This is a genomic window from Marinobacter sp. M5B, from assembly GCF_042604615.1.
Classification (GTDB): Bacteria; Pseudomonadota; Gammaproteobacteria; order Pseudomonadales; family Oleiphilaceae; genus Marinobacter; species Marinobacter salarius.
This window is the reverse complement of sequence record NZ_CP156894.1, coordinates 4,104,001-4,126,400: the sequence shown is the minus strand read 5'-3', so window position 1 is coordinate 4,126,400 and position 22,400 is coordinate 4,104,001. Positions and strand designations below refer to the sequence as shown.

18 protein-coding genes are annotated in these 22,400 nt (G+C 57.5%); 15 read left to right on the top strand and 3 right to left on the bottom strand.

Annotated elements, in window-relative coordinates; all coding sequences use genetic code 11:
• Window positions 1-17: 17 nt before the first annotated feature.
• The 13 genes from tssM to AAGD24_RS18655 all read left to right on the top strand — a co-directional run bounded on the left by tssM (window position 18) and on the right by AAGD24_RS18655 (window position 16,190).
• Window positions 18-3,602 carry a type VI secretion system membrane subunit TssM gene (tssM, locus tag AAGD24_RS18715; RefSeq protein ID WP_379865954.1) on the top strand — a complete coding sequence of 1,195 codons (3,585 nt, stop codon included), beginning with the start codon at window positions 18-20 and terminating at the stop codon, window positions 3,600-3,602.
• Between the two features lie 80 nt (window positions 3,603-3,682).
• Entirely contained in the window at window positions 3,683-5,764 is a 2,082-nt protein-coding gene (locus tag AAGD24_RS18710) for a type VI secretion system Vgr family protein (RefSeq protein ID WP_379865952.1), read from the top strand.
• On the top strand, window positions 5,764-6,630 hold the full coding sequence (locus AAGD24_RS18705) for a DUF4123 domain-containing protein (RefSeq protein ID WP_379865950.1): 867 nt from the start codon (window positions 5,764-5,766) through the stop codon (window positions 6,628-6,630). Before AAGD24_RS18710 ends, AAGD24_RS18705 begins: the two co-directional genes overlap by 1 nt.
• Window positions 6,623-9,490, top strand: coding sequence for a toxin VasX (locus AAGD24_RS18700; protein ID WP_379865948.1), 2,868 nt, complete (start codon window positions 6,623-6,625; stop codon window positions 9,488-9,490). The genes AAGD24_RS18705 and AAGD24_RS18700 overlap by 8 nt, the downstream gene beginning before the upstream one ends.
• On the top strand, window positions 9,465-10,337 hold the full coding sequence (locus AAGD24_RS18695; RefSeq protein ID WP_075195611.1) for a hypothetical protein: 873 nt from the start codon (window positions 9,465-9,467) through the stop codon (window positions 10,335-10,337). The genes AAGD24_RS18700 and AAGD24_RS18695 overlap by 26 nt, the downstream gene beginning before the upstream one ends.
• A 117-nt stretch (window positions 10,338-10,454) precedes the next feature.
• Window positions 10,455-10,898, top strand: coding sequence for a DUF4124 domain-containing protein (locus AAGD24_RS18690; RefSeq protein WP_379865947.1), 444 nt, complete (start codon window positions 10,455-10,457; stop codon window positions 10,896-10,898).
• Window positions 10,886-11,734, top strand: a complete 849-nt coding sequence (locus AAGD24_RS18685; RefSeq protein ID WP_075195613.1) for a DNA ligase — start codon at window positions 10,886-10,888, stop codon at window positions 11,732-11,734. Before AAGD24_RS18690 ends, AAGD24_RS18685 begins: the two co-directional genes overlap by 13 nt.
• A gap of 204 nt (window positions 11,735-11,938) precedes the next feature.
• On the top strand, window positions 11,939-12,262 hold the full coding sequence (locus AAGD24_RS18680) for a YqjD family protein (RefSeq protein ID WP_036211199.1): 324 nt from the start codon (window positions 11,939-11,941) through the stop codon (window positions 12,260-12,262).
• Window positions 12,263-12,264: 2 nt separating this feature from the next.
• Entirely contained in the window at window positions 12,265-12,774 is a 510-nt protein-coding gene (locus AAGD24_RS18675; protein WP_041335468.1) for a hypothetical protein, read from the top strand.
• A 71-nt stretch (window positions 12,775-12,845) separates the two neighbouring features.
• Window positions 12,846-14,165, top strand: coding sequence for a glycerophosphodiester phosphodiesterase family protein (locus AAGD24_RS18670; protein ID WP_379865944.1), 1,320 nt, complete (start codon window positions 12,846-12,848; stop codon window positions 14,163-14,165).
• Between the two features lie 103 nt (window positions 14,166-14,268).
• A complete protein-coding gene (locus AAGD24_RS18665) occupies window positions 14,269-15,177 on the top strand; it encodes a triacylglycerol lipase (RefSeq protein WP_041335473.1) in 909 nt (302 codons plus the stop codon).
• Window positions 15,174-15,461, top strand: coding sequence for a hypothetical protein (locus tag AAGD24_RS18660; protein WP_051947076.1), 288 nt, complete (start codon window positions 15,174-15,176; stop codon window positions 15,459-15,461). Before AAGD24_RS18665 ends, AAGD24_RS18660 begins: the two co-directional genes overlap by 4 nt.
• 150 nt (window positions 15,462-15,611) lie before the next feature.
• Window positions 15,612-16,190, top strand: coding sequence for a porin family protein (locus AAGD24_RS18655; protein WP_036211188.1), 579 nt, complete (start codon window positions 15,612-15,614; stop codon window positions 16,188-16,190).
• A 73-nt stretch (window positions 16,191-16,263) separates the two neighbouring features.
• Here AAGD24_RS18655 and cysK read toward each other — a convergent pair whose 3' ends face one another.
• Entirely contained in the window at window positions 16,264-17,235 is a 972-nt protein-coding gene (cysK, locus tag AAGD24_RS18650; protein ID WP_075195618.1) for a cysteine synthase A, read from the bottom strand.
• 47 nt (window positions 17,236-17,282) lie between these two features.
• Window positions 17,283-20,216 (bottom strand): transporter substrate-binding domain-containing protein, encoded by a 2,934-nt coding sequence (locus tag AAGD24_RS18645; protein ID WP_379865942.1) that lies wholly within the window; start codon window positions 20,214-20,216, stop codon window positions 17,283-17,285.
• 45 nt (window positions 20,217-20,261) lie between these two features.
• Here AAGD24_RS18645 and AAGD24_RS18640 point away from each other — a divergent pair, with 45 nt between their 5' ends.
• On the top strand, window positions 20,262-21,086 hold the full coding sequence (locus AAGD24_RS18640; RefSeq protein WP_379865940.1) for a spermidine synthase: 825 nt from the start codon (window positions 20,262-20,264) through the stop codon (window positions 21,084-21,086).
• Here the strand turns inward: AAGD24_RS18640 and AAGD24_RS18635 are convergent.
• On the bottom strand, window positions 21,079-21,519 hold the full coding sequence (locus AAGD24_RS18635) for a methylglyoxal synthase (RefSeq protein WP_007154894.1): 441 nt from the start codon (window positions 21,517-21,519) through the stop codon (window positions 21,079-21,081). The two genes, AAGD24_RS18640 and AAGD24_RS18635, sit on opposite strands and share 8 nt — an antisense overlap.
• An 89-nt stretch (window positions 21,520-21,608) precedes the next feature.
• Here AAGD24_RS18635 and AAGD24_RS18630 point away from each other — a divergent pair, with 89 nt between their 5' ends.
• Entirely contained in the window at window positions 21,609-22,397 is a 789-nt protein-coding gene (locus AAGD24_RS18630) for an ATP-binding protein (RefSeq protein ID WP_379865938.1), read from the top strand.
• Window positions 22,398-22,400: the final 3 nt, after the last annotated feature.

The following is a 22,400-nucleotide window of genomic DNA, read 5'->3' as shown; positions in this document are numbered from 1 at the left end:
TGACAGGAATGGACACCATGTGGAGACAAGCCCTACTCATTGGACGACGGATACTGCCCTTTGTGCGCAGTGCGGCGCCGATTACCCTGGCGCTGGGTGTGGTGGTGCTGCTGGCCGCAACCTGGTGGTTGGGCCCGCGCCTGGAAATCGGCGGTGAATACCCGTTGGCAGCCTGGCAGATGCGTGCCCTGGTGACGCTGGTGGTGGTACTGCTGGTGGCCATGGTCTGGGGCATGATGCTGGCGCGCAAGCTGCGTAAAGTGAACGTCGCCAAGGCGGAAGAGCAGAAGGAAGAGGAAGATCCCATCCTGCCGCTGGAACGGCGCCAGCAGCGCCTGCTTGATCGTCGCCTGACGGAACTCAAGAGCAACCTGCCGGGCCGAAACGGTGTCTATCGTTTGCCCTGGTACCTGGTGATGGGCCTGGAAGATGCCGGTAAAACCAGCCTCATCCAGCGCTCAGGGCAGACATACACCCTCACCAACGTCACCCGCAATCCTCGCACCGAGCGTAACCCTTTCGGTTTTGAATGGTGGGTGGGCGACAACGGTGTACTGATTGACCCGGACGGCGAACTGCTGAGCCAGAACGACGGCGAGGGCGCCACCAGCGATATCCAGCAGCGGTTGTGGACCCACTTCATCACCTGGCTGGAAAAGAATCGTCCCCAGCGCCCCCTGAATGGCGTTGTGCTGGCGGTTGATCTTGCTCGCCTGAGTGCTGGCAATGAACAGCAGCGCCAGGCCCAGGCCATCCTGCTTCGTACCCGGCTGCGGGAACTGATGGAGCAGTTGGGCTCCCAGTTGCCGGTGTACATCAGCTTTACCAAAATGGACCTGCTCTACGGGTTTGCACCGTTTGCCCGCACACTCTCCAAAGCCGAGCGTGAGCAGCCCCTGGGCTTTACCTTCCAGTTGGACGGCCAACTGGATGCCGACGACTGGCTGGGCGAGTTTGACCAAAGCTTCAGCAAACTCGCGGAACAGCTTGGTGAGCGGCTTCCGGACGTGCTGTCTGCCACAAGGGATGCTGAAGAGCGTGCCGCTGCTTATTCCTTTACCCGCCAGTTGGCCGGCCTGAAGCCAGTGCTTGAGCAGTTCCTGGCAGACCTGCTTTCTGCGGATGCCTTTTCAACGCCGGCCCTGGTGCGAGGCACCTACTTTACCTCCGTGGTTCAGGAAGGCGTGCCGGAAGATGCGTTTGTCTCAGCCGCTGCCGCGAATTATGGGCTTGCCAGCCCAATACAGCCGGCTCAGCGTGGTGGGCAGTCCTCAAGCCTGTTCACCGAAAAGCTGTTTCCCAACATTATCTATCGCGAAGCGGGCCTGGCTGGTGACAACCAGAAAGTGGTTGGTAGTCGGCGTCGCCGCATTGCTGTTGCGGCCGTCGTGGCCGTTGCCGCCGGCCTGGGTATGACCGCCGGATGGCAGCACTACTTTATCGAAAATGCACAGGCCGCTACCGCGGTGGAGGAGCGGGTACGCAGTTTTATCGATAACTGGCGCCCCATCGGCTACGAACCTGACACCACTGGCCGCAATTTGCTGGAGCCTCTGGACCAGCTGCGGGAAGCCACCCTGGCGTTTGGTGATTACCGGGCGGAACCGGCTGTCGTGGCGGATATGGGCCTGTATAAAGGCCACAAGGTTGGTCCGGAAGTGGAAGAATCCTACCTGGACATGCTGGCCTACCAGTTCATGCCCGCGCTGATGCTGGGCGTGATGGAAGAGATGAGCGATGCCCCGGACACCAGCTCTGAGCGCCTCGACCACTTGCGTGTATTGCGGATGCTCTACGATGCCAGTGGCCGCCGCCGGGACATTGTCCACAGCTACATGAGCGATTATTGGCAACGCGCCTACCCGGCGCAGCGGGACCTGCAACAACGGCTGCTCAGCCACCTGGACTATGCGATGCTGCACACGGACCTGAACCAGAGGGTGGAAGCGGGTGACAAGACCGCCGACATGGCCCTGGCCCCCTTCCGCAGCAGTGTTCAATGGGCCCAGCACGAGCTCGGCCGCATTGCGACTCCGGACCGGGTTTATCGGGATCTGGAGAAAGAAGCGGAGCAGAATTTCCGCTCACCGCTGGATCTGGCCCGGGAGTCCGGACCGGCCTTCAGCACCGTGTTCGTACGCCTGGATGAGTTCGGCGAACCTCTTGATGAGGAGAACACCGAACAGGAAGATCCGGTGGTGATTCCATCACTGTTGACCCGTGAAGGCCTGGATTCCTGGTTCCTGCGCAAATCCGGCTCGGTGACGGAACTGGCTCTGGTTGATGCCTGGGTATTGGGCCGTCGGGACGATGTGAACTTCAGTAAGGCGGATGAAGCGCGGCTGCAGGCGCAACTGCAATCCCTGTACGCGGAAAACTACGTGGCGAGCTGGCGTCGGGCGCTGAGCCGGCTGGACATCCAGAGCTTCAGCGACCTTAACCATGGTGTGCGTATTCTGGAAAGCCTGACCAGCGGTCACGAGCCGCTGAATCAGTTGCTGGCGCAGGTTACCGCCAATACCCGATTGATTCCCGGTGGTAGTGAAGAAGCCGAAGCGGCCCGCAAAGTGATGGAGCAGTCCGCCCACTTCCAGATGGTTCAGGAGATTGAACGACAGTTCACCGACCTGAACGCATTGATCGACAAACGGGGTGACAACCCCAGCGATATGGAACAGGTGATGGACGTGGTTCAGAACCTGCACACCTATCTGCGTGGCATCCAGGAAGCACCGGATCGTGGCAAGGCTGCACTCTCCGCCGCCCGTGCCCGGATGGGCCTGCAAGGCGCGGACCCGATCTTCACCCTGCAACGGGTAGCCTCGAATCAGCCGGCACCGCTGGACCGCATGCTTGAGAAGCTGGCTTCGGAAAGCTGGCGCGTGGTGCTGGATCAGGCTGTGGCGCAGCTGGAACGCCAGTGGTACCAGGAAGTCTACCAGCCGTTCCAGCAGAGTCTGGCCAGGCATTACCCGTTCAATCCCGGCGCCGGCCGCGACGCCGCACTGCAGGATTTCGAGCGCTTCTTTGCGCCGGACGGTGTGCTGGACCAGTTTTACAACGACAACCTGAAACTGTTCCTGGAAGACCATCCGGAACACATTGCCGGTTCCAAACGCGCCAGCCTGGTTCGTCGCGATGTGCTGGCCTCGCTGGAGAAAGCCGAGAATATCCGCCGTGCCTTCTTCACGAGAAGCGGCTCGCTGGATGTCGAGTTTGCACTGGAGCCGTTGCACCTGTCTTCCAACAAGCGCCGCAGCGTGATGAACGTGGACGGGCAACTGGTCGAGTTCAGCCACGGCCCCAGCCAGAGCATTCCGCTGGTGTGGCCCAATACACTGAGGGATTCGGTTGAGAGCCGGGTGACCCTGGTGCCCACGGAAGTGAACCGCTCGCCACGCAGTATTTCGGAAAACGGCCCTTGGGCGTTGTTTCGCCTGCTGGACGAAGCCGACATCACCGGCGTGAGCAGCAGTGCCGTGGATGTGCGGTTTGCGTTGGACGATGGCGAGATGCGTTATCGCCTGCATGCGGGCAGTAATACCAACCCGTTCACACAGCAGTTGCTGGCGGGGTACCAGATACCACGCAGTCTGTATTAGACTATGCACCAGAGCCAATACGGAAACAGGACGTTTTCTGTATTGGCGGTTCAGGATTTTCTGCTTCAAGGATCGAAGACATGCCCCAGGCAACCGGACTGCAGTTCACGGCCACCCTTGGCCAACTCCCCAAAGACCTGTTCGTGGTCGCCCGTTTCGAGCTGACCGAGCACCTTTCCAGATTGTGCCATTGCAAGCTGGAACTGGCCAGTACCTCGCCCGACATCGCCCCCGAAGACGTGCTGGAACAGCCCGTGGAACTGGTGATGTGGCAGGACGGAGTACCGCTGCGGCGCTTTACCGGCGTGGTCAACGAATTCGTCCGGGGCGACTCCGGCCACCGCCGCACCCGTTACGACGTCATCGTTCAGCCACCCCTGTGGCGCCTCGACCTGATGCACAACAGCCGCATCTTCCAGACCCAGGCCACCGACGCCATCGTGCGCACCCTGCTGGAAGAGCGGGGCCTTATCGATACTGTGTTTGATCTCAAGCGCACCCCCGAAGAACGGGAATACTGCGTCCAGCACCGGGAAAGCGACCTGGCCTTTGTCGAACGGCTGGCCGCTGAAGAAGGCTGGCACTACCGCTATTACCACGGCGATGTGGAAGGCAACGACCAACCGGCCCTGATCATCGCCGACCACCACGGCGACGCCCCCAGGCTCGAGCCGGTGGAATACAACGCCAAGGCTGGCGGCAGCACCCGCCAGAGTACCGTCTTCCAGTTCCGCTACCGGGAACGGGTGAAAGCCGCCTCCGTGGCCATGAAGGACTACACCTTCAAGAACCCCGCCTACGCCCTGATGCACGAACATCAGGCCGACAAACTGGACGGCCAGCGGGAAGACTACCAGCACTACGATTACCCCGGTCGCTTCAAAGCGGATGCCAGCGGCCAGCCCTTTACCGAAAGCCGTCTCGATGCCCTCAGGAACGACGCCGCCATCGCCGATGGCCAGAGCAACCGCCCCGACTTCACCGTAGGTGCCAAAGTCGAACTCACCGACCACGACAACCCACGCCTGAACCGGGAATGGCTGTTCACCAGCATCACCCATACCGGAGAACAACCCCAGGCCCTGGAAGAGGATGGCAACAACGGCGCCACCACCTACCACAACGTCTTCAACGCCATCCCCGCGGACCGCACCTGGCGGCCCCAGGTCGAACACCGCCCGTTGATGGACGGCCCCCAGATCGCCCTCGTCACCGGCCCCAAAGGCGAAGAGATCCACTGCGACGAACACGGACGCGTCAAAGTGCGATTCCCTTGGGACCGATACTCAAAGAACGACGAACACAGCAGCGCCTGGCTCAGAGTCAGCCAGGGTTGGGCGGGTGGCCAGTATGGTTTCATGGCGCTGCCGAGAATCGGCAACGAAGTCATTGTCAGCTTCCTGGACGGCGACCCGGACCAGCCGATCATTACCGGAAGAACCTACCACGCCACCAACACGCCGCCGTACGCGCTGCCGGAGCACAAGACCCGCACCACCCTCAAGACCCAGACCCACAAGGGTGAGGGCAGCAACGAACTGCGGTTCGAGGACGAAGCGGACAAGGAACAGATCTACGTCCACGCCCAGAAAGACCTGGACCTGCTGACGGAAAACAACCGCACCGAAGTCATCAGGAACGACAGCCACCTGACCGTGGACAACCACCGCAAGGCCCATATCAAGGGCAATGACCACGCCACCGTGGATGGTGAGAAACGGGAACAAACCGGTAAGGACCACAGCTTCAACGTCACCGGCACCCTGCACCTGAAAGCCGGCACCGCCTGGCTCAGCGACTCCGGTACCGAACTGCACATCAAGGCCGGCCAGAAAGCCGTTATCGAAGCGGGTGCGGAAATCACCCTCAAGGCCGGCGGTAGCTTTGTGAAGATTGATCCCAGTGGCGTTGCCATGGGTGGTGCCGCCATCAAGCTGAATGCCGGTGGGTCACCGGGCAAGGGCAGTGGGCAGAAGGTGCAGGTGCCGGAAATGCCGGGGTTGGTGGAGAAGAATGGTGGGGCTGTTGCGGCTGAAGAACTGCCGGAGACACCCCAAAGACCGATGGCCAAGCCCGACCAGATACGCGCCATCAAAAATGCCGCGAACCAGGGTAAGGGTATCTGCCAGGTTTGCTCGCCAGAATCGCAAGGGGCGGTCTGATGGGTAAGCTGGCTGAATTTCCCGATAAGGGCAGAACGTTCATTCTTGTCGACGGTGCAAAAGTGAATGATTTGTCCCAGATTATTTATCGTGAACTAGAAACACCTCATTGCGATGCGCTCTACAGGGAAACTGAGCTTGCTGACCTTTTGGAAATTTCACCATGGCTGGTTGAAACGGGAATAGACAGCTCTCTGGCACTTAGATGTTTCGAAGAGTGGAAGTCTCAGGGTGTAGCGATCGCAATGCAGTCTGACTGCAATTTTGAAGGGGTCATGGACCATTTGCGTGGATTGCTTATGGCCAGGTTGGTGACGGGGGATGACGTTGTGTTCCGATTCTATGATCCTGAAATCGCGCGGCATCTGTTGAAGCTGGATTCATCAGGTGAAGATGTGAGGCGATTGATGGGGCCTTGTAGCCTGTTTGCCATTCAGGATCGTCGCACGGGTGAGTGGGAGTTCTTTCACAATGACCAACCCAATAGTGAGCAACAGGCTGAGATGTTCAGCATTCGTGAGGAACACCAGGTTGCGATGGAGAGAGCAGCGGAAGAGACGGCCCTCAGGAAGCTCGAGCTTCACGTTGCAAACTACTTTCCCCATTTGCTTCAGAAAACGAATGCAGATGGGCAGGATTGGGGGGCAGTCTCTGCGCTAGTCGACGGAGCAAAAGCGCGGGGATTGTACAGTACCCGCGACATCGCCCTGTATATCAACACAATTGGCTGGCTTGGGCACCATGCATTCGAAGGCAGTGAAGTACAGACTCTGTGGAAAGAGAATTCCGCAGTACCAGGCAAAGCCATAGCGCGAATTGCAGAATTCGCCGAGAAAAAGTCTACGGAGGGACTGGTCCATGGGTAGTGCTAACAGCTCAGCGTTTTTACAGGGTGCTGATGACATCGACTCAGCGGCACAGATGTGCCCTCTCAAGCTCAAAACCGTTGCATTGTATCCGGTGCGCTGGGCGATCAGTCAGGAAGAGGTTACTTTGCCCCCCAACTTCCGCCCACCTTCCGTGGCGCTTGGAACCACTCATTACTGTGTTCGAAAACTGACACCCGGTTGGGTCTACATGTTCTCCGAAGTTTTCGGAACGCTACATGAGTACCGGGTCAATGAGCAGGGCCTGATAACCGAAGTACAGCCCGGTGTGAACTCTGTACTGCTTCCAGATGTCGATGCTGAAAGTGCTTTGCCCGCTATACATCACCCGGCTGGAGGAAAGGTGCTCCTGAAATTCGTGCAGCATCGATGGACTGTGCGTTTGCAGGAACTTGTACGAACAGATGCACAGGTCCGCGACGAGCATATGCAGCCGTTTGACTTGAGCGGGCTTCCGGAAAAGCGTGAAGGTGCAAATATCAGTGAAACCGAAGCCATAAACGGAGTGGTTGAAGATTTTCGGCCAGAACCAATGGATTTCGAGTGGAGCCTGACGGATTTCGCCCAAGGAATCAGCGAGTCGGATTTGCAGGGGCAGTGCAAGAAAGAAACTGAGTTTTCGTACTGCGTTGCCCTTAACGATGAAATCGGTATCACCTCCGAGCTGGGCCAACTGCATGCGCTTCATGTAAATCTGATTACGAATTACGCGGAGGAGAATGCATATGCCTACTCCACCTCCCAGATGGTGGATGCGCTCATCGCCCGTGAGGCCAGCAAGAAGGAAACGGAAGAAGAGCGGGATGAGAATGCAGAAGAACTGAAAGAACGCATTCGTTCCGCTGACAAGGATGCGTTCGTAGAGGGTTACCATAAGAGAATTGAGGAATACGACCAAGCACGTGGTCGTGTATTCGATGACTGGAAGAGATGGGTTGACTCCGACCATTTGGCCCGGAAACTGGAGTTCAACGACTGCTACTGTGCGGAAGGGTTCGAAGCGGTTGAGCAGGAACTGGCAGATATACTGGATGGCTATGTCAGTGCCGAAAAGGGTAAGGAAGACGCCGAAGAGTGGTTGGCTGCAGACGAAGGCGAAGCCGGTACGGTCGGAAACATGCTCAGTACCGTGCTGTTCCTGGCATCTGCCACCAACGGTATTGCCCAGAAACTGAAAGACCTTCCCGGTTTTGATTATGGTCGCCTGAAGATCGTCGACAGTATCTTCGACATGCCGGCACATGTGCGAGTGAGCACTGCCACTGATGTTCTGATGCTGGAATTTGCCGCCCCCGCCGCAAAGATGGGAACCTGGGCGAAAGACCCTCAGACTTGGCCGCAGTGGAAAAAATGGACCAAGGCCGTCCAGAAACGCTATGGCATAGATGTTCATCGACAGGGAATCACCCTGAATACCGCGACGGACCTGCTCACGGCGGTCCACCGCAAATCACTGGAAGCTGCTGGCCATAACCTGTCTGAACTGACAATGACGCCGCTGGCTGCCGGCATGGCGGATGCCAGGATCAGGAATTACCTGCGTGGCACCATGATCGACGTGTTCCACCTGACCCCGGATTTCAAGGACAACCCCTTTGGCTGGCTTCATACCCGATTGGACCCGGTGGTTGAAAGCATTAAACAGAACCGGGGCAAGTTCATTGGAGCCGTGACCTTCTTCCACGCGATTAATGTGGCAAGCCTGTTCTCCGGCCTGGATAAGACCCAGCCGGATGTAATGCTGGGCGACCGATCCGTCATCGACCGGTGGGGGTATTTTGTATCTGGCCTGTGGAGCATCGGCGAAGGTGTGGTTAACCTCAGCGGGTTGCTGATCAAGGAGGAGTACGCGAAAGCCCTCGGGGCAAACTTGTCGGCCGCTGGGGCGAGGGTGTCGGTGGCTCTAAGTATCTTAAAGGATGTGAAGATTTTGTCTGTTGCTGCTAAGGGCTTCGTGACAATCACCACAAAGACCCTTCCCTATGTCGGTGTTTTACTGTCGATAGGTCTGGAAGGAAGGCGGGGTCTCAAGGCCTTGGACACAGGCCATCACGCAATGGTGGCTCTGTCCGGGGTCCAGATTGGGCTGAGCATCGGTATCACTTCTCTGGCTTCGCTGGCTGTGGCGGGTGCGTTTACCGGGGCAGGCGTGGCCGTTGTGCTAGTGGTGGGCGCGGTTCTGATCGCAGTCTCCTTCGTCATCAGCATGGTTCAGCTATACATCGCCCGGTCCAGGATTGAGGATTTCTTGTCATTGTCATTCTGGGGCAACGCGCCGACGTTGCGTTACTGGGATGATCAGTCCCGGCCATCAAGCGCGGAACTGCTGGAGTCAAGCAGGACCATCGCTTCTACGGACGAGGGCGGAGAAATCCGGGAATATTTTGAAGCGGAACTGGATGCGTTCTACTACATGTTGTTCTCGCCCATAGTGCGGATAACCGAGTACATGCCCAAGAATTGGGCTATATCCCGGCAGGGCGAACATAAGGTCCTGTCGGAATTTACGAGTTTCGCAGTGTATTTCCCGGGTTTTGTTGAGGGGACTTGCGCGGTTTCCATCAAGCTGTTCGAGGCGAACAGGAACTGGTTTTCTGACGACGATTCGAGCGATATCACCGACCTGTTTGATCGCAGGAGGACGATAGACCCCTCTCCCCAAGGGCTGATGTACGGGTTTACCCACTACAACCACGACGGGTGGGAACAGCTTGAACTGTTGATCGAGTACGAGAAGGATGGACGGAAAGTGACGGGTGAAAACGGGATCCGTTTTATTCTGGACGGAAACGATGTGGAGGAATTGGGTGTCGATGAAAGACTCGCCTTTGAAGTGTGATTTTCCGGAAACGGACCTGGAGCAACAACTGGAAAAGAAGCTGTACCGCACCCATGGTGCGCGGCTTGCCAGTCCGCCGGCCCGTAAGGTGGCGGGGGTGTCCGATTCCTCGGAAGGAATGGATCAAGGCGTTGCTTTCATTAGTGAGCGGCTCATGGACATTAGGACGGCCTTCTTGTCTCTTCGAAGGGCCATGCCAGTCATCGTAAGTATGTTCATGATAATTGTTCTGGCGTTGGGTTGGATTGTTAGCTTGTTCTACTCAAAGGCGTTGCTTGGAGTATTGATCGCTTTTGGTCCTGTCTGGGTGGCCGTCTACCTGTTCGAAATCTTCTTTCCGTACACGCTGCCGGTCCGGATCGACCGGAAGGAGGGGTTCGTCTACATAGGACACCGCGGCACCTTCTACCGGATTCCCTGGGACGAGCTGGAAGTGACCTTTTCCTACAACTGGCAGTATCTGGGCTCTGGCGTAGTGTGGGAGCGGCAGTACTACGCCCACCTGTTCATGCGGGAAAAGCATTACTTTTGCGGGAAGCCCCCCAAGATGCCCCTACAGCGCAAGAAGATCTTTTCTGGGTTTAAGGAAGAGGATATGTATCGGAAATGGAATTTCATTGTCAGGTATTACGACGAGGGGGTTGTTGAAGAGGATGAGGAGAATCTCTACGGAGCAAATTATGACTCCTATAATCAGCACGTGGCTGGCCAAATGGGTCGTCGTATTTTCGGGCATGTATTATTTTTCTTCTTTATGCCGACCATAGTATGGTCGAAGTATACACCCTCAAAATACAAATGGCCGAAAGAGATTGAAGCAATATTTGGGAAGATTAACTACTACTGATTCTCCGCTATTTGCACAAGCTGACTTCGGCTTATGCGGATCGCAACCAAGATGAGCGGCCTGCCGGTCTTCCTGCTTGTAAGTTGTAACTGTAGTCCCGTATACGGAGATTAAAAAATGAAGAAAGGACTCCTCCTCCTCTGCCTCCTAATTACCCCCATCACCCAGGCCGGTACCTACCGCTGGGTCGATGAAAACGGCCAGACCCACTTCGGGGACCGACCGCCGGTGAATGCAGCCTCTGATGAAGTAGAGCTAAAAGCCCCCGCACCGTCTTCGGATGCCGATGCCCGCGCGCGCAAGGAGCGGATGAATGAATTCCTCGAGCAAACCGAGCAGGAGCGGGCTGAGCGCAATGAAGCGAAAGCCAAGCAGGAGGCGAAAGCGGCTAAGCATGAGGCTCTTTGTGAGTCCTTACGGGCACGGTTGAAGCATCTTAAGAGCGTTTCACGTATGTACCGGCTGAACAAGGAGGGCGAGCGGGTGTTTGTCGACGATGAGGAGAATGAGCGTATCCGCCAGGAGTTTCGTGCGAAGGTACAGAGTGAATGCGGCGCCTGATTCCGTTTTGGTTTGCTTTCGCCCTCTTTACCGCGTTCAACGCCTATGCAGAACCACCGGAACTGGCGCTGGCCGGTGTCTACGACGAAGGCGTTGCCCTCGATGATTATTGGGTAAGCGAGAAACTGGACGGTGTACGGGCCTATTGGGACGGTGAGCGGTTCTGGTCCCGGGGTGGCAACGAGTATCGGGCGCCTGACTGGTTTACTGAGGGCTTTCCCGATGTGCCCATGGACGGCGAACTCTGGATGGGGCGAGGCCGGTTTGCGGAGCTGTCCGGCGCGGTGCGCCGGCTGGAACCGGTCGATCCCAGTTGGCGCCAGATCCGGTTTATGGTGTTTGACCTTCCGGCGCTCGATCAGCCCTTTGCTGAACGTGTTGCGGCTATGGAAGCGTTGGTGCAGCCATCACCGTCGCCATTCCTGGCCATGGTCGTGCAACGTAAGGCCACGGATCATGAGCGTTTGATGTCGGCGCTGGACAAGGTGGTGTCCGAGGGCGGCGAGGGTTTGATGCTGCGTCGCGGCGGCAGCCTTCATTCAACTGGCCGTTCAGATGATCTGTTGAAGGTGAAGCGTTACGATGATGCCGAGGCGGTCGTGGTAGCGCATCTTGCCGGCAGCGGAAAATACGAAGGCATGCTTGGATCAGTTCTAGTAAGGCGGAATGATGGCCGCCAGTTCCACATTGGTACCGGATTCAGTGATGAGCAACGGGAAGATCCGCCGCCGGTTGGGGCTACCATTACCTATAAATATTACGGCTTCACGTCGACAGGCCTTCCCAGATTTGCCAGTTTTCTGCGGATTCGTAATGACGAACCCGAGGCGCCGTGATCCTGGGGCGCTCAATTACGAGGTCTTCATCTACCGCCCCATACCTTGTGCTACAGTGGTTTTAACCGTGGTCGTTCTATATCTTTCCATGGTTGCTGAATGCCAGCTCTGTCAGGGCAACCCTGATGCCGGTAGTCAGTGGACAATGTGAATCGTTACCGAAAGCCGAAATAGCAGTACGACATACTGATAAGGAGGCAACAAATGGAAGCGAAATCCAGTCAGAACGAGTACGAGCAGGTCAGGCAAGATTTGCAGCAACTTCGCGAAGATCTCTCCAAGCTCACCAAAGCCGTTGCTGATGGGCAAAAGAGCAATATCAGCAGCCTTCGTGATGAAATTCGCCGGGAAAGCCGTGAGGCCTTTGATCAGGTCCGGCAACGCGGTGATGAGGCCTTCAACCGTGCCCGGGATGCGAGCAGTAAAGCGGTGCACGATGTTGAGCACAAAATCGAGGAGCGGCCGTTCCTGAGTGTTGTGCTCATGTTCCTCGCAGGCTTGTTGGTTGGCCGGTTGCTGGACCGCTGATCATGCCCGATTCCGCCTGGTTACAGGGCGTCTTGCGCAAGGCAGTCGCGGCCATCATTGGTTTTATGCTGGCCTTTGTGTTGCTGGTCGCCCTGTTGATTACCGGTTTTTACATGCTCGTCAATGCCGCCATGCTGGCTTTATCGCCCGTGATGGGGGAGGCTGGTGCCATGGCGGTGACGGGCATGTCCTGCCTGTTGTTGCTGGCGTTGTTTTTCTATCGAATGACTCGTCCGGCTACGTCCAAGAAAACCGCCAGTGCCGCCGGTGAGGGTGATGACCAGTCTTCCACGTCACCAATCGATGCCATCAGAGACCTTGTCCGCAACAATCCACTGGAAGCGGTGTTTGCGGCATTTACTCTTGGTGTGGTGGAGCAGGGTGATCCTCGCCTGAAGTCACTGCTGTTGCAGGGCGGCATGGTCCTGATGAAGGAAGCTGAGGCCGAGCAGGCCCGAGACAAAGACAAAACGGACTCACGGGAAAGTGGCACGGACGCGCCAGTCACATGATCGTCACCTGAGCGTAACCCCCCGCGCCGACAATAGCCGTGCAGTACCATTCATTGCACAGGGAGCTTGTTATGAAGTTACGCACGTTACTGGTTATGGCATTACTGATGTCTCTATTCTCTGCCGCCCATGCGGCACCGGATTGGCATGGCAAGGAGGATCGTTGGACTCCGCCAGGCCTTGAAAAATGGCACGACAAGTGGCCGGATCTGAAGGACAGACATCACCGGGGTCAACGCGAGGTCCATCTGGGGCCGCGCCCGTTCTGGCTGGTGGAAGACATGGATGAGGGGCGCCTGAAAGACCGGCTCCAGTCCTGCCGCGCCGACAAAATCCGTCCTACGGATTTCTCCATCGGCCATCGGGGTGCGCCGTTGCAGTTCCCGGAACACACGCTTGAATCCTATGTTGCGGCCGCCCAGATGGGGGCTGGCATCCTGGAGTGCGATGTTGCCTTTACCAAGGATCGGGAGCTGGTTTGCCGTCACGCACAGAATGATCTCCATACCACCACCAACATCGTGACGATTCCGGAACTGAACGCCAAGTGTACGCAGCCGTTTGTCCCGGCGGACCCGGCAAGTGGCACTGAGGCGCAGGCAGAATGCCGCACCAGCGATATCACGCTGGAGGAGTTCAAGTCACTGGAAGGCAAGATGGACGCCTTCAACCCCATGGCAACCACGCCGGAGGAGTACCTGGAAGGCACGGCAGACTGGCGCACGGAGCTTTACAGCAGTCGCGGCACCCTGTTGACCCATAAAGAGAGCATCGAACTCTTTAAACGACTGGGTGTGAAGTTCACGCCGGAACTGAAAACGCCGGTGGTTGAGATGCCCTATGAGGGCGACTACAGCCAGGAAGATTACGCCCGCCAGATGATTCAGGATTACGTTGAAGCCGGCGTGAACCCGAGGGATGTCTGGCCGCAGTCGTTCCTGCTGGATGATGTACTGTTCTGGGTCAATGAAACGCCGCGGTTTGGACGACAGGCTGTGTTTCTGGATCAGGAGCCGCTGACACCGGAGAATTCCTCCCTGGCGTGGATGGAAAGCCTGTCTGCGCAAGGCGTGAATATCCTGGCCCCCGCATTGTGGAAAATGTTGACCCTGGATGGCCACCAGCAGATCGTGCCGTCGGACTACGCTGAAAACGCCAAGGCAGCGGGGCTGGATATGATCGCCTGGACGGTCGAGCGTAGTGGTCCGTTGGCCAATGGCGGGGGTTGGTATCACCAGACCATCACCGACGCCATCAATAACGACGGCGACGTGTTCAATGTGATTGACGTGCTGGCCCGGGAGGTTGGGGTGATTGGTATCTTCTCGGACTGGCCGGCCACCACCACTTTCTACGCCAACTGCATGGGGCTTGCCGGCCGGGGCCATTGAAGGTCAGTTGCCTCGACGCCGTAAACTGGTGAAAATTCAGCCAATCGTTAATGCCGTTATCGGAGTAGACTGGTGATAACTCATCAAACGGTAGCGGTTGTGCATGGATACAGACACCAGTCCGGTGTGGCAAAGACACGCCTCGGCCATCCTCAGCGGGTTCCTTGGGGACTGGCTTGAGGCGCGAAACAACCCTTTGGCGGTGCCCATGGAGTTCTTCCACGGGCGCTCGCCCATTGACTTGTCGGCACCCGCAGTGGAGTCGCCCGGCTCGACACTGTGCCTGTCCATACATGGTTTGATGGAACTGGAGACGGTTTGGGACCTTCCGGGGCAAGCCGATACTCACTACGGGTCCCTACTGGCTGACGAAGGACGCTCCATCACACCGCTTACCCTTCGCTACAACACCGGCCGACCGATTTATCGCAATGGCGAAGACCTTGCCGAGCTTCTGGAAACCCTGATCCGCCGTTGGCCGGTGCCAGTTGAGCGAATTATTCTGATGGGCCACAGTATGGGCGGGTTGCTGATTCGCAGTGCCTGCCATCATGGTCAGTATCTAGCTCACCGCTGGGTTGAGAAACTCACCGACTGTGTCTACATCGGTTCGCCACACGATGGTTCCTGGCTGGCAAAAGGCGCGAAGGCCACAGCCGACCTGATGAACCGGGCACCACGGGATTACCTGCGCGTGGTGGGTGAGGTGATCGATCTGCGCAGTGAGGGTATTCGCAATCTGTCCCGCGGGGAGGTTGTTCATGGGAATGAGGGCGAACCTCCTCTGCTACCCGGAACCCGGCATTACGTTGTCTGTGGCCTGCTGGCGCGATCCCGTCAACATCCGATCAACGCCCTGTTTGGAGATGCGCTGGTGCATGAATCCAGTGCTCGTGGCCATGAGCGGAGGGGCTGGACACTCAGTGGTGTCGCCAGCTTCCCCGGCGTTGACCATATCCGTCTGGCCCATCACCCGGATGTGGCCAGCCAACTGAAGGAGTGGCTGTTATGAGCGAACATAATCGCAATTGGTGGGCTGGCGTTGCCGATATAACAGCCAGTGGCCTCAATCACGGCGCTCTCAAAGTGGAGCGTATTCATCTGTCGATTGCGGATGAAACCTTCAATATTCTGCAACGGGTGCCGATTGCCCGGCCCTGGAGTGAGGCTGTTCGCTCCATCCACCACGGCATTTCCCGTCTCTCCTATCGCAGCGTTTCGCTGGCGGCTGCCAGTCTTGAAGCATCCGTGAAATACATCAATGCGCCGAAAAATTGCAAAGCTGACATTAACTAACATGAAAATGAGGTGAACAGACCGTATTGTGCATTTAACCCACATCCCGCCAATTTGTAGGTAGCCTGAGTTCAGGTAATCGGTATGACGCTTTACCGGTTAATCCAACAGGAAATCAATCATTTCCGAACTCAGAAGGATGGATGCGATATGAGCTATAAATCCGGTTTTGCCTATGTAACGGTTCTGGCCTCGGCCATGCTGGCCGCCCCGGTTGTATCAGCCCAGGACAACACCGATCGCGACAGCTCCGGTGTATATCTGAGCGGCAGTTATGGTGGCTACAAAGCCCATGGTGGCGAGTTTGATGATGAAAACGATCTGTTCGGCGTGGGGCTGGGCTACCAGTTCAACCAGTTCTTCGCCCTGGAAGCCGAGTACATTGATTTCGGCAACTTTGGCGACGATGACGTCGATGGCAAGTTGAAGGGTACTTCCCTTGGCCTGATCGGGCGGCTGCCTTTGACAGATACCTTTGGTGTTTATGCTAAGGCTGGCGCATTTGCTTCGTCGTTCGATGTAGACGCGTTTGACGAAAGTGAGACCTACGATGAGGTCAATCCATTTGTCGGTGCCGGTGTTGATTTCCGGGTCACCGAACAGTTGACGGCGTTTGCGGAATACAACCGCTACAACGTTGATATCGACGAAGACGACTTCAATGGCCAGGTCACCAATGACGGGCCGGACTTCGATACCGGTCGTGTTGGTATGCGTTTCCAGTTCTAACGTAAGTACCTGAAAAACCCGGGGCGGTTCTGGCCCCGGGCTTTTTATCAGCTTCTCTGCAATACCTACCGTATTACTGAACGTTTTCCAGCTCGCCAAACCGCTCTGCGAACAGCGCTGACGACAGGTAGCGCTCGGCGGAATCCGGCAGAACCACCACGATATTCTTGCCCTTGAATTCCGGCAGCTTTCCGATTCTGACCGCAGCCACAACCGCTGCACCACAGGATATACCACAGAGGATGCCTTCCTCCTGCATCAACCGGTGCGCCATGTCCATGGCGTCCTGATTGCTGACTTTTTCCACCCGGTCCACCAGGTCCATGTCCAGGTTGCCCGGAATGAAGCCGGCGCCAATGCCCTGGATCTTGTGGGGTGCTGGTGTTTGGTCCTGACCGCCGCGGGCCTGAGTGATGATTGGCGAGTCTTCCGGCTCCACGGCAACGGTGGTGATGGCCTTGCCTTTGGTATTGCGGATGTAACGGGTTACGCCGGTCAGGGTGCCGCCGGTACCAACCCCGGAAACGAAGATGTCGATGGCACCGTCGGTATCGTTCCAGATTTCGGGCCCGGTGGTGTCCTCGTGGATGCGGGGGTTGGCCGGGTTCTCGAACTGCTGTGGCATGAAGCAGTTGTCCGGGTCTTCAGCAACGATCTCTTCGGCCTTGGCGATGGCGCCTTTCATGCCCTTCGCCGGCTCCGTAAGCACCAGTTCCGCCCCCATGGCCTTCAGTACTTTGCGGCGCTCCAGGCTCATGGATGACGGCATGGTCAGTTTCAGCTTGTAGCCTCTCGCAGCAGCGACGAAAGCCAGCGCGATGCCAGTGTTACCGCTGGTGGGCTCGACGATCGTCATGCCGGGTTTGAGAGCGCCACGCTTTTCCGCATCCCAGATCATGGCGGAACCGATCCGGCACTTCACGGAATAGGCCGGGTTGCGCCCTTCAATCTTGGCCCAGATGGTGGCCCCTTCGTTGACCCGATTAAGCTTGACCAGCGGGGTATTGCCGATCGACAGCGAGTTGTCTTCGTAGATCTTAGCCATGGTGTCGTCTCCTTTGCGTTTTCCCTGTCGCAAAAGGATAGCATCAGCTAGCCCCGTCTGGCTGCCTGATCTTCAGTGGTCAGAGCTTCCAGGCGGTTGCGGCCATTTTGCTTGGCGAGATACAGCGCCTTGTCTGCCAGCCGAAGGAATTCTGCCGGCACCGTGTCCTTGCTGGGTGTGCCAGTGGCCAGGCCGATGCTTACAGTAAAGCGGATCTGTTCGTCGTCGCAGCAGGTGGTTAGCCCCGCCAGACCCTCGCGGAATGCTTCCAGCCGCGAAACCAGCTCATCACGGTCGCTGAAGCTGGTGAACATCACAAACTCCTCACCGCCGAACCGGGTAAGGCGGTCTGTGTCACGCCGAAAGTGAGAGCGCATGGTATCTGCCAGCGCCACCAGACAACGGTCGCCCGCGTCGTGGCCGTAGGTGTCGTTGATTTCCTTGAAATGGTCCGCGTCCACCATCGCCACGGCAAAGCCGGCTCCGTGTCGTTGACACCAATGGAAGCTCTTGCTGAACTCACGGTCGAAATAGCTGCGATTGCCGATCTGGGTCAGGTCGTCCGTTACGCTGAGATGCGCAAGGCGGTCATTGGCCGCAGCGAGTTCATGATTCAGACGCCCGAGTTTGCGGTTCCAATAGAACAGCAACCCCAAGAGCACCACGGCACCCATGATGAGCTGGAATACCAGGGTGTAGTCGACGGTCTGTTCCAGTTTGAGTCCTGCCCATTGTTGTTCAATGGTTTTAAGCTCCGCTTCCGTCAGGCTGGACACCAATTTTTGCATGATGTTGAAGAGTTCGGGCTGGTCATTCCGGGTGGCGACCCCCAGGGTCCAGTCTGCGGGAATTCGCCCGAGCACTTTCAGGTCCGCCAAACCCAGCTCCTGCATGTTGTAGCTGGCGGTGGACAGAGTGCCAAGGTACCCCGCCAGCTTCCGTTCCTGAACCATGCGCAGTCCGGTTTGTTCGCTGGGCACTTCCACCAGATTGAGGCCGGGATTGGTTGTCCTCAGCAGTTCCAGAAAAGCGTAGTCCTTTACCACGCCGACCGGCCGGTCCCCCATGTCGTCCAGTGTATTGATGTAGGGGGCTTCCACACGTCCCAGAAGCACGCTGGGAATCTGGATATAGGGTTTTGTGAAATTCAGGTATTCAAGCCGCTCCGGTGTTTCCATGGCCATGGAAAGCATGTCGCAGTGTCGGTTTTTGACTGCCTTTATGGACTCGGACCAGCTGTCTACGGGAAGAGGGGTGAATGTGATATTGGAACGATTCGCAAACAGGGCGAAGATGTCGGCGGAAATACCGAGGTGTTTATCGTTTTCGCTGAGGCCCTCCAGTGGCAGCCAGTCAGGGTCTACGCAGATGGTCAGTTGTCGGTTGCGGTCGGCCAGCCAGGCCTGTTCGGCATCGGAGAACGTTAACGGGCCGGTGGCCGGTGTCCGGTTACGACGGGCGGAAGCGCCAAGCCAGCGATTCTCGATAGTGCGCATTTCCGTTGGGCTGATGGCCTCCAATGCGGCGTCCATTATAGAGGCGAGCGGCTCAAGAGCGGGACGCACGCCAAAGCGCAGGTCTTCTCCCGGCATGCCATCAAGGGTCATTTCGCCGGCAATATTCACTCCGGCAATGCGAAGCTCCCTCACCCAGTAGTTTCCGTTTGGCAGGGCTGCCAAGGCAACATCGACGGAGCCCTCAGCCAGAGCCCGGAACATGGCCTGCTGGGAGGTGAAAGCGAACACATTGTCGCCCAATGCCTCACGAAGGGGTCCCTCGTAGTAAATACCTGAACCAATAGCGACCTTCAGTCCCTGCAAGTCTGCTGGCGAGCTGAATGCCAGATTCTTATCCAGAGTGAAGGCGACGTTGGGAATGGTATGGTAGGGCCGGGTGAACCGTATGAACGCTTCGCGTTCGTCGGTTTTCGAGATATTGGCCATGATATCAATGTCACGGTCCATAAACCGGGGGTACAGTTCCGACCATTGCCCGGGCACCGGTACGATTTGCAGGCCGGTCAGATCCGATATCCGGTTCAGCACGTCAACGGACAGTCCTTGCAACGCGTCTGCGTCGTGAAAGCTGAAGGGCGCATAGTCACTCATAAAGCCCACCCGTACCGGGCCGACCTCACTGATGTAGTGCTGATGGGCATCACTCAGGGTAAAACCCGACGATTCAGCAATGCTGGTCCCGCCGTATTCCTGCCACCGCTTGAACAGTTCCTCAATGCGCTTATCGGGAATGGCAGCCAGGCCGCTGCTGACCACGTCAAACAACTCATCGTTTGATTTCAGAACGCCAAGTCGAAAGTCTTCTTTCGACCATTCTCCCAACGGTGCGGGGCCAGCAATCTCCAAAAACCGGAAGCCGGCCTCGTTAGCGTAGTAGTTCAGGGTCAGTTCAGGACCGATGATGCCGTCCACCCAGCCAAAGGCCAGTGCCCGAACCAGGCCGGGAATGGAATCGTAGGTGACGAGCGACAAGCCCACCGTTTCAAGTGCATCGCGGAAATAGGCGTCACGCACAACGCCAATACGGTAGTCACTGAGGTATCCCGGGGAATCAATGTCTTTGAGCGGGTTGGCTGGGTCATGCATCAGATGCATCTGGCGAATGTGGTACGGCTCGGTAAACTGTATGGTTCTGGCGCGGCCGTCGTTGTATGAAATTCCTTCGATAACGTCGATGTCGCCGCGCTGGAATGCGCCGAACACTTCGGGCCAACTGCCTGCCCGAAACTCAATGTCCAGCCCTGATTGACTGGCCACCTCCCGGACTATATCAATAGAGAAGCCGGAGGCTGTGCGGCCCGCCATGGACGTGTAAGGTTTGTTGTCGGCCACAATGCCAACGGAGATGGGTTCTTTTACAGAGGGCCAGGCAGGCATCGATAGGAAGGTGAGCGCCAGTACACCGAAAATGCTAGCAAGCAGTGTGATCAGAGATGGCCTTTGCCAGGCAATTACAGCGCTCATCGGGTGATTCACAATTCTGTGGTGATTAACTAGTGAGTGTAGTCGTTGGCGGGTTATTTGCCCAATGACGAGGTGATTCGTGGCCTGCGATTGCTGGTGCGTGATGGTAGGATGTCGCCACCTCAGTACGTTATGGGAACGACCATGGGCCTTTTGTTTGAACAGATCGACAGCCAACCCTCATCATTGGGAGAGATCACGCTTCGCCGCCGTCGCATTCCGGCGCTGGGTGACCGGGATATCTATGAGGTGAAGCTGGGTGAAGAGTTTCTCATGTCCAGCATGTTTGTGGACGCGGAAGTAGCCCTGGCGGACCTGGGCCTGAACGCCGTCGAGGGCGTTCAGCTGAAGGTGGTGGTCGGCGGCCTGGGGCTGGGCTACACCGCGGAAGCGGCCCTCAAACATGAGCGCGTGAGCGAGCTGCTGGTTGTGGATGCCCTCGACACCGTCATCCACTGGCATCAGCAGGAAAAGGTTCCGTTGGGTAAAGTGTTGAATGCCGACCCACGTTGTCGCTATGTGTTGGGCAGTTTCTTCGATCTGGCGGTATCGGAATCCGGTTTCGATACCGACACCCCGGGCAGGGTGTTTGACGCCATCCTGCTGGACATTGACCATTCCCCCAGGGCCCTCCTGAACGAGTCCAATGCCAGCTTCTACAATGCTGAAAGCTTGGGCAGAATGGCGGCCCACCTGCGCCCTGGCGGCGTCTTCGCCATGTGGTCCAACGACCCGCCGGACGAGCCGTTCATGGACGTGTTGCGAACTCTGTTCACGGATGTGGATGCGAAGGTGGTGTCGTTCTACAACCCGTTCCAGAATCGGGAGTCCACCAACACGGTGTTCCTGGCCAGAAAGCCGCTCAGTTGACCGAGCGGCCGGTGTAGCTGGAGAAATCCGGCCTTTGCGGTTGGTGCTGGTCATCCGTCATATAGGCGGATGTCAGTATGAACTCTGCGGTGGCCCGGTTGCAGGCGACGGGAATGTTCCACAATGCAGCAATGCGCAGCAGGGCCTTGATGTCCGGGTCGTGTGGCTGGGGTTCCAGCGGGTCCCAGAAGAACACCAGCAGGTCAATTTCCCCTTCCGCGATCTTGGCGCCAATTTGCTGGTCGCCTCCGAGCGGGCCACTGAGCAGGCAATGGATGTCGTCCCGGCCCAGGTTTTCCTTGAGCAACCGGCCAGTGGTGCCGGAGGCGTAGAGTCGGAGGGAGGCAAAGCGTGTCTGGTTGTCGGCGACCCAGTCCACCAGTTCTCTCTTTTTGTTGTCGTGGGCGACCAGAGCGACGGATTTAACGGCCATTTGCGGTAAAGTCTCCTTTTTGGGGTGTGTCCGGTATAGGGCTCCAGTGTTTCATATTCGTGATAAACGCGGAACAGGAAATAGGTGTTATGTCGACAGATCACGCCATCAACTGGGCAGAGACGCCCGCCGCCGTGTGGCGCCGCCACCGTCAGGGTCTGAGGGCCATTCGGCGGCTCGACCCGGTGGGTTGGGCCGACCTGACCGGCATCGAGCGACAGCAGGCTGCCCTGGCCCGCAACACCGAGCGCTTCCTGGCCGGTGAACCCTCGAACAATACGCTGCTCTGGGGAGCCCGGGGCACCGGCAAATCATCGCTGATCAAGGCGCTGCTTAACCGGTATCGGGAGCCGGGGCTACGGATGATCGAGGTGGACAAGGACGATCTGGTGAACCTGCCGGAGATTGTCGACGACATCGCTGAATTGCCCTGGCGGTTCGTGATCTTCTGCGATGATCTATCGTTTGAAGTGGGTGAGTCGGGTTACAAGTCGTTGAAAAGTGTGCTGGAAGGCTCGCTCGAGCTGCCGCCCGAAAATGTCAGGGTGTACGCCACCTCCAACCGTCGGCACCTGATGCCGGAATTCATGGACGATAACCTGAAAAGCGAGATGCGCGGCGGCGAACTCCATCCGGCTGAGGCCATCGAGGAGCAGGTATCCCTGGCGGACCGGTTTGGGCTGCAGTTGTCGTTCTATGGTTTTCCTCAGGATGTATACCTGCAGGCCATTGATGCCCTGTTTCCCCAAGTGAGTGATCGCGAGGCGTTGCATCTTGAGGCCATTCGCTTTGCCACCAGCCGGGGTGCCCGTAACGGCCGCACGGCGCAGCAGTTCTACCGCCAGTTTGCCGGCGACCCGGATGCCTTTGGCCAGTAGGCA